The sequence below is a fragment of the Geminocystis sp. CENA526 genome (assembly GCF_050753365.1).
Taxonomy (GTDB): domain Bacteria; phylum Cyanobacteriota; class Cyanobacteriia; order Cyanobacteriales; family Cyanobacteriaceae; genus Geminocystis.
In genome coordinates this window covers 1-8,284 of the sequence record NZ_JBLZFY010000144.1, presented here as the reverse complement: position 1 = coordinate 8,284, position 8,284 = coordinate 1, and the positions used below count along the sequence as shown (strand labels likewise).

Sequence of the window (8,284 nt, the reverse complement as noted above, 5' to 3'; positions counted from 1 at the left end):
GCATAGACAAGGATTGTTAGTAATTCCTTGGTTTGAATTTGGCTTTATGACGACTCCCTCCTCCGAATTAGCCACAAAAAATCCTCGTTGGTTAACCACTCGTCGAGATGGTAGTAAAATCGGCAGTAGCGCGGCAGGGCAAGTGGTGTGGTTAAATCCTTTTCATCCTCAAGTACAACAATTTTTCATGGATTTAGTCTTAGAAGTTGTCACTAAATATCCCGTTGATGGTGTTCAATTTGATGATCATACTGTATTACCAAGAGATTTTGGCTATGATCCCTATACGATCGCACTATATAAACAGGAAACGAAAAAAAATCCGCCGACAAATCCTCAAGATAGGGCTTGGGTAAAGTGGCGTGCTGATAAAATCACAGATTTCATGGTAAGATTGAATAGAGCAGTCAAACAAAGAAAACCCAAAGCGATATTTTCAGTAGCTCCAAATCCTTACTCGACAGCTTATAATTTATTTTTACAGGATTGGCACAGGTGGGTAAATTTAGGCATTGTCGATGAATTAATCATTCAAGTTTATCGCCCTGATTTAAAAACTTTTACCAAAGAATTAAACAATGCTCAATTACAATCTGCTAGAAAGAAAATTCCCACAGGAGTAGCTATTTTAACAGGCTTGAGAAATAACCCCACTCCTATCACCCTCATTGAAGATAAAGTGCGCCAAGCGAGACGACATCGCCTAGGGGTTGCCTTTTTCTATTACGAAACCCTTTGGGAAAATGCACCAATGGAGAATGATTACTTAAGACGAGGAGTTGTGAGGGCTTTATTTTTTGAGCCTCAACGGCGAATCTAATGATAATTTAATTTTTTCAGGAGATGAAGTTAAAAAGGCTGTTTTCAGTTTGTTTTGATTTTAATTTCTGTTTGATTAATTCAAATTTTTTCATCGTTTCAAGATCGTAATATCTTTCTCCACAATTATCACAAACTAGAGCAGATACTTCTAAACTAACGGTATCTCCATCATTTTTAATAATTTCTGTTACTGTTTTTTTACTTAATTTACCTTCACAAAATAGGCATTTATCAATGGGAAGCATAATATTACCTCTTGTTAAAATAGTTAATACACATTAATTATGGCTATTTTTCCTAATACGCCATTCAATCCACATGAATAATAATATTAAGGCTTAATTCCCTCCATAAATCATGAGTTACTTTTTATTTACCTAACACTTGACCATTAACTAACTTTCAGTAAATAAATTATCAGGTAAATTTTCACTATTAATAGTAATTTTTTCCTTAATTAATCCTTCTAAACTTTGCCACTGATTAGCGGTAAAATTCACAAAATTAATCTGCAAATTATCGGATAATTCGACACTGTTTATTAACATTAAATTCATGGCTATTTCTGAGAAAAATAAGCCTACTTCCTCTCGATCGACATGATCAAGATTTACTAATAAAGTGCAATTTTCTTCTTCTGAAAGATTCATCAATACCTGAGCAATTTCTGAGGCTAATTCTTCTTGATCTGCTTTCCAATCAGGGAAAATAGCATAGTTATTACCATTACCATCGATCGAAACTAAATCTTCAATATTAAACTGATTAATTATTTCTTGATTTTCGTTCTCAAGGGTGATTTTAGCGGTAATTTTAGGAAGTAATTTATTGCATTGTTGTTCATTTAAGTTATTAATTAGGGCAAAATCTAGGGTATTTTCTAAGTCTAATTCTTCCTCCATCATCAGATTCATGGCGATACCAGATAGCAATAAATTAGCATCTTCTTCGGTTATGCCAGTGGTGTCTATGACGAGGGTTGATCCCCCCCAACCCCCCTTAGTAAGGGGGGAGTCGGAGACGGGGGGATTATCGTTACTAAGGGAAGAATTATTGGCTAGTTTATAGATTAATTGAGTAAGTTCGATCGACAATACTTCTTCATCCCTTTGCCAATCAGGGAAGATTAGATAGTTTATATTTGTTAATTTAAACTCTATAATAGTATTTTCATAGTGATATTTTTCATATAAATTGATAAATATTTTTTCTATGTTTTGAGAGTATGTTTTACTATCTAAAAAGCTAGGATTACTCTGCATTTTTTCTGTTATTTTTTCCAGATATTCTCGTCTTAGTTCACGGTTTTGACCTAATAAAACAGCTTTTTCTATGTATTCTTCTAATGAATAAGCAATTAAATCTTCTAAGTCAAAATATCTCAGAATCGATGCGGCTTTTTGCGATCGAGATGTATCACCACTAAATACTATAGTAGGTAAAGAAACGGATAAAGGATCGATCATTGAAGTCATGCCAGAGTAGGGAAAAGAATCTAAATAAATATCACAAATTTTTAGTCTTTCCTTAATTTCTAAACTATTTTTAACAGGCTCAAGAATAATTAATCTATCTTCGGCAATATTATATTTTTGTAAAGTCTTAAATATTCTTTCTTGAAAAAGAGAAATAGGATAATTATTTGACCAATTAGGGTTAAAAGGATATAAAACTAAAACAGAATTGGCAACCTTTGTTAATATTTTTATCCAAGTTTCTTCTACTTCGGGGATTATTTTAAAATAATTTGCCCCCGAAACAAAAACTATTTGATCTGCTTTTAAACCTAAATCTTCTCTTGTGATAATTTGATCCGTTTTTAAATTTGCTTCCGTACCAAAATCAAAGCATTGAGGAGGAATATTAAGGGTAATTAATTCTTCTGTATAATGCTCTTGAGCAGTGGGTAAAGATTCAGATAACTTACTAGAAATATAATAATCGATCGAGGGAAAACCGCTAGAAACCGGTGAATTGGGGTCAATAATCTGTATTCTTGCTAACCGATGTAATGCTAAGTATGTGATTGAGTGACTTCTTGCAGTGATATTTGTTCCAATAAATAAAATATCTAAATCATAGGAGCGAATTATGTCAACTTGTTCTGATAAAGTTGAGGGTAACTGAATCACTCGATCACCATGAGCAAAACAATATTTTTCTAAGCGATGATTGCTTATTCTAATAGTTAAAAGAGTTATATCAAATTTGTCTCTATCCAAATGATTATAAATTGGCAGAGTGCTAAAAGTTTCTGTTTGAATACCATAGTGAGCGGATAATATACCTATTTTGATTTTTTCCTGTTTAACCTCTCTTGGTAAAAATTCATATTCAAGTTGAAAACCCTTGATTCTTAAAGTAAATTCTAAAATTTTTGCTCTATTGATATAGATTTCTTTAAGGTTTTGATCATTAAAATAACAGGGAATAAAATTTAAATTTTCTGTAAAGATTAATGCTATTTTTTGCCATAGTTGAGACTGTATATCTTTTTCTATATTTTGTACAAGATTTTGTAAGAGATAGCTATAATAATCTAAATATTTTTCAGAATCACCATTGTTCAAGAAAATCTGACAATTTTGCAAAAGATATTTACAGTAACTCTCAAGGGGAGACTCAGGAATATTCTCCCATTGAGAAATCACAGGGAAAGGAAGATAATATAATTGACTATTTCCCATTTGAGTAAATAATTTTTGCCACTGTTGAGAGTTTAAATTACGAACAAAATTTATTTCCGTTGTCTCTGATAATTCTATTCCCTCCTCTAACATTAAATTCAATGTGACTGCTGAGACTAACATTTGAGCATCTTCTTCACTTTCAGCATTGGTTGTGTCAATAATTAGGGTGATTTCTTCTGCTTGAGGATGAGGTGCTATGCTTTTTAACACCTCTGTTAGGGTTAATGATAATTCTTCCTCGTCTTGTTGCCAGTCTGGGAATATGATTAAGTTAAGGGTTTGGAAATTGATGGGAAATAAATTACAGTTGGTGATACGCTCTAATAATTCCTGTGCATTGATAAAATTAGGTACTCCTTGAAGTACATTACTGACGGCTTTTTCCGCTAATTCTAAATTATTGGCTTTTTCTGCCACTCTTGCCAAATACCATACTACTCGCCAATGGTTACATCCTAAGTTAATGGCATTAATATAATTTTGTATGGCTTGGGCATATTGTTGAGATGCTTCTAAGACTAAACCTGTCCATAATCTCAAATAACCATCATTAGGATAGCTATTACAATAATGTATGATACCTCCTGAACCTGCACTACGCACTAAGGGAGATGATAAAGCGATTTTTTCTTCTGCTTCAAATAGTTCGTTAATATCCTGAGAAGTCATACTAACGATAAATTCAGGTTTAGTACCCCCTAAGCCTTCGATAAATAATTCTGCTGGTGTGGGTTGGCGGTATTCTCCTGTTAAATCTTCTAAGGTTATAGGTAAATCTAGTAAACTCGTTCCTACAGGAATCCCCCAAATGCGTTCTCTTTTCGGTTGTTGCATTAATTTTTCGTAAATGGGATTAATGGCTTTACCCGCATTTTCTGCCCCAAATATTTCTAAGGCATATTTTCGGGCATTATTACCTAATCTTTCTCTTTCTTCAGGATGATGATATAAATATTCTATAGCTTCTTTATACTCTTTTTCACTGTTAACAATTAAGCCTGTTTCGTTATGTTGAATTAAATTCTTGACACCACCATAAGGAAAAACAACGGGGGGAATACCACAATACATCACTTCTTGTAAATTCAACTCGGCGGCGGCGTAGGTTTCTTCACATAAGGGATAGCCGTAAATGTCTAAGATTTCTAAAACTGATTTAATATCTTCTACATATCCCCGAAAATCAAATTTATCGGATGCACCTAATTGCTGTGCTTGTTGGGCTAAATAATTACTAATACCTCCTCCACAAACCACAAAATGCACATCAGGAATATCAACTTTAGCACTCATTGCCACATAGTTAGGGTGCATTTTTACAAAATCGACTGTACCAATGTAACCAACGTTAAAGCCATCATGGGAACGTTTTTGATAATTTTTGATTGGCTCAAAATCACTTCCAGCAATTACCATTCCCGTTTTACTGGTTTTGGTTTCTGAATTTAAGTCTTGAAAAGCCTTTCTATTATAAGTGTATGGGCTACAAGCTAAGGCAAAATCAGAATGATCAATTAATTGTTTTGTAATAACATGGGGGGGTTGATCTCCTGCAACGTGAAACCATGTTAATAGTCTCATGGCTGGTAAATCCGATCTCAATAAGTCGTAGAGGTGAGGGTTATTCCACCAGTGAACATGAACTATATCGGCTTTTTCTATGGTATCTAAAATTACTTGATGATTAGGAGCATCAATAACCGACATTCCCACGACTTCAGCTTGTTGCTTTGCTAAGGTTTCGGAGGGCAGAAGGGAGATAACTTGATGGTGAAAATTGCCGTATTGAGCGGAATATTTAGCTGTGGCAATCATCGATCGCGCCGCACCACCTTTGGATAATTGTTGGATTATGTGAAGAATTTTAATCATTTTTTTAATTAATTTGATAATTAACTTTTATACTTTAAATTTCTGGGATATTTTTGTTTTATCTAACTTGGATTTGCCGAAAATAAAGAAGCATTTAAAACTGTCATTCCTACTAATATTTCATCGGCATAATGATAGATTATATTATCTTCATAAATACTATCATTGGCTTTTTGTGGTTTACGAAAACTAATATATAAAACGTCCACATCTTCATCGTAAGTCATCCACATTTGATTTGAGGGTGCTTGAAGAAGATAAGGTATTGATTTTAAAAGATTTATTTCTGCCATAAAATACCTCGTTTAATAATTTTTTCAGGGGATGAAGTTAAAAAGGCTGTAATCACAAATCCATCATTTTCCATTTCTTTATAAACAACAACTACACATTTTTGGGAAATCACAGTTTTTTGATTCTGTTTGAGGGCGATTAGTTCATCTGTCCACCCTTTAACAATTAAATCGGGATTGGCGATGGTTTCAATAACTAAATCTTGATACCCTGCCATATAGTCGTGGTGTTCGGTAATGTGAGACCATTGTTTATAAGTCAATCGAATAAGAATGTTATTTTTTTTGATGGAATAATCTCGATCGTATCTTTTGATGTCATAGTTTTACTGAAATTATATCTTTAATTCTCAGGTTTAATTCCCTCCATAAATAATGAGTCACTTTTTCGCACTCTCCCATCGGGTAAAACATCTAAATAATAGCTAGAAAAATCCTGATTCGATAAATGGATTAACAATAAGCAATTTTTCATTAACTATTAAATTATGTTGCATATCTTCTGAATAAAGGTATTTTGCTGAGGAAAATAAAGCGGAAGAAACAAGCAAACTATCCCAAAAAGATAAATTATACTTTTGGCGAAGGTGACAAGCATCAAGTAGTGTTTTACGATTCAAAATAACAACCTCATATTTTTCATAAAAACTTTGTATAATTCTCATCAGTTTTTCATTGTCAGTTCGAGATTTTTTCAACAGGTTAACAGAAACTTCGTTAATAACTTGGGTACTAATGATAATTCGACTATCATTATTTATTATTAGTTTATGAGCGATATGAGATTTTTTTTCTTCTTCTGGTTTTTCGCTACTTAATAAAGCATATAACCAAATATTAGAGTCAATAAAACAGGACTCATTTTTATTATTTTTCATAGATTTCATCTCTAGTTAAGGGAGAAATTTGATCAACTTTGATGGGATTATCCAATAAATAGTCAATTTCATTCATTTGATTAGTTAAATCATCTTCTGTCAAGATAACTATTTTGACAGTTTGATTTTCCTCTAATTTTTCTTGATAATATGATGGTATTTGAATTATACCTTGCTTGATTGTCGTTTCAAATGCGATCGCTTTCATTTTTTTACTTCTAATTATCTAAATATTGTTAATGATTTTAACTTAGTTCTCAGACTTCATTCCCTCCATAAATAATGAGTCACTTTTTCGCACTCTCCCATCGGGTAAAACATCTAAATAATAATTATTAAAATTCGGGATGCGGGATTCATTAGCTTGACATACTTTAATATCAACAAACCCAATTTTTGCTAATAGTCTGCTGAGGGAAAATCGATCGTACATCCACTGATGCACTTCTCCCCCTTGGCGAAATTGTCCGATTTGGGTAGAGTTTAATTCTGCTAATTTTTGATAGGGGAAGTTTCTACCTTGAAAGGCTTTGATTAACATTTCTCCTTCTACGCCAAAGCGATCGACAATAAATTCTGGGTTAGGTAAGGGATTTTGGGCAAGATAGCGTTTCATGTCGCCACCAGACTCATTACGCACCACTTGATCGTACATTTCTAACATTAACCAATTATAGTTATGAGTGTCTGCTTCTGAGCCGTTTAAGGCGTTATTTAAACAATACCCATAATCGTTCTGTAAGATAACTTTAAGTTGACAAATTTTTCACATTATTCCTTTTCACCAAAAAACAACATTTATTCTTCAAGTTGCGATCGCCCTTTATCTTCATAAAAAATGAGATCGAGCTTTTGGTTAAGTTTTGTGACAGAGTACGATTAGGGAAGCCAGTTTTCATCGAGGATTTGTTCAAGAGGTGCGATCGAGTTTTCGGGGAAGGTATTGAGAGGTAATCCAGAATCATCAGCTAATAATTCCCTAGCATCTTGATAGGACTCATCAAATATTTGGACAAGATAATTATTCAAACTAGGACTAGCTTTTAATTCTCTTTTAATCTGTTTACGAAAATTACGAATTTCTTTACGCCAATGATTTTGATTATAATTTCTCTCAGATTCCCAATAGCCGAGTTTTAAGAGATGTTCGATCAATCTAATTAATAAACTTTCAAGTTTTCTTTTGTCACTTCGGCTCAAACCTAATACCTCCTCAATTAAATTTTCCCAATCAAGGGAATCTAAATCTCTATCCTCTAATTTTTTGACAGTTTCTAATATCCACAGATTATAGTCAGTATCGTATAAATTTGTTTGCTTTTTAATTAATTGGGCTACCATTACGACTACCTCCGATTATTTCATTATCTTATTATAAATTATTTTCATCAACTTTTTGGGAATGGGGCGGTGCGTGCTGCGTAGCAGATCCCTTCGGGATCGAAGTTTGGAAATGGGAAGGTGCGAGCGATGTTTTGGGGAATGAGGAGGTTCGATCAAGTTTTGGGAAATGAGGAGGTTCGATCGGGTTTAGGACATGAAGGGATGCGATCGGGTTTTGGTAATGGGGAGATGCGATCGGGCTTTGGGAAATGGGAAGATGCGATCGGGCTTTGGGAAATGGGAAGGTGCGATCGAGTTTTGGGAATGGGAAGGAAAATTTAATTATTATCTTGAATAGCATCGAGAACTTGTTTCACAATTTTGGGATGCAGGGTTTTCTTACCGT

The 8,284-nt window shown here is 33.6% G+C and carries 10 protein-coding genes; 2 read left to right on the top strand and 8 right to left on the bottom strand.

What is annotated here, in order from left to right; genetic code table 11:
- Positions 1 to 820 (top strand): glycoside hydrolase family 10 protein (locus tag ACN4EE_RS21100; RefSeq protein WP_431708478.1); only part of this gene is annotated, 820 nt, incomplete at its 5' end.
- Between the two features lie 16 nt (positions 821 to 836).
- Here the strand turns inward: ACN4EE_RS21100 and ACN4EE_RS21095 are convergent.
- The 8 genes from ACN4EE_RS21095 to ACN4EE_RS21060 all read right to left on the bottom strand — a co-directional run bounded on the left by ACN4EE_RS21095 (position 837) and on the right by ACN4EE_RS21060 (position 7,896).
- Positions 837 to 1,067: a type II toxin-antitoxin system MqsA family antitoxin gene (locus ACN4EE_RS21095; RefSeq protein WP_431708477.1), complete on the bottom strand. Its 231-nt coding sequence runs from the start codon at positions 1,065 to 1,067 to the stop codon at positions 837 to 839.
- A gap of 150 nt (positions 1,068 to 1,217) precedes the next feature.
- Positions 1,218 to 5,384: a glycosyltransferase gene (locus ACN4EE_RS21090; RefSeq protein ID WP_431708476.1), complete on the bottom strand. Its 4,167-nt coding sequence runs from the start codon at positions 5,382 to 5,384 to the stop codon at positions 1,218 to 1,220.
- A gap of 62 nt (positions 5,385 to 5,446) precedes the next feature.
- Positions 5,447 to 5,677, bottom strand: a complete 231-nt coding sequence (locus ACN4EE_RS21085) for a DUF2283 domain-containing protein (RefSeq protein WP_431708475.1) — start codon at positions 5,675 to 5,677, stop codon at positions 5,447 to 5,449.
- On the bottom strand, positions 5,665 to 5,940 hold the full coding sequence (locus ACN4EE_RS21080; protein WP_431708474.1) for a hypothetical protein: 276 nt from the start codon (positions 5,938 to 5,940) through the stop codon (positions 5,665 to 5,667). The genes ACN4EE_RS21085 and ACN4EE_RS21080 overlap by 13 nt, the downstream gene beginning before the upstream one ends.
- A gap of 162 nt (positions 5,941 to 6,102) precedes the next feature.
- Entirely contained in the window at positions 6,103 to 6,555 is a 453-nt protein-coding gene (locus ACN4EE_RS21075) for a PIN domain-containing protein (protein ID WP_431708473.1), read from the bottom strand.
- Positions 6,545 to 6,763: a hypothetical protein gene (locus ACN4EE_RS21070; protein ID WP_431708472.1), complete on the bottom strand. Its 219-nt coding sequence runs from the start codon at positions 6,761 to 6,763 to the stop codon at positions 6,545 to 6,547. The genes ACN4EE_RS21075 and ACN4EE_RS21070 overlap by 11 nt, the downstream gene beginning before the upstream one ends.
- Positions 6,764 to 6,805: 42 nt before the next feature.
- On the bottom strand, positions 6,806 to 7,219 hold the full coding sequence (locus tag ACN4EE_RS21065) for a hypothetical protein (protein WP_431708471.1): 414 nt from the start codon (positions 7,217 to 7,219) through the stop codon (positions 6,806 to 6,808).
- A 215-nt stretch (positions 7,220 to 7,434) separates the two neighbouring features.
- A complete protein-coding gene (locus ACN4EE_RS21060; RefSeq protein WP_431708470.1) occupies positions 7,435 to 7,896 on the bottom strand; it encodes a DUF29 domain-containing protein in 462 nt (153 codons plus the stop codon).
- Positions 7,897 to 8,025: 129 nt separating this feature from the next.
- Between ACN4EE_RS21060 and ACN4EE_RS21055 the strand changes: the two genes are divergently transcribed.
- Positions 8,026 to 8,220 (top strand): hypothetical protein, encoded by a 195-nt coding sequence (locus ACN4EE_RS21055; protein ID WP_431708469.1) that lies wholly within the window; start codon positions 8,026 to 8,028, stop codon positions 8,218 to 8,220.
- Positions 8,221 to 8,284: the final 64 nt, after the last annotated feature.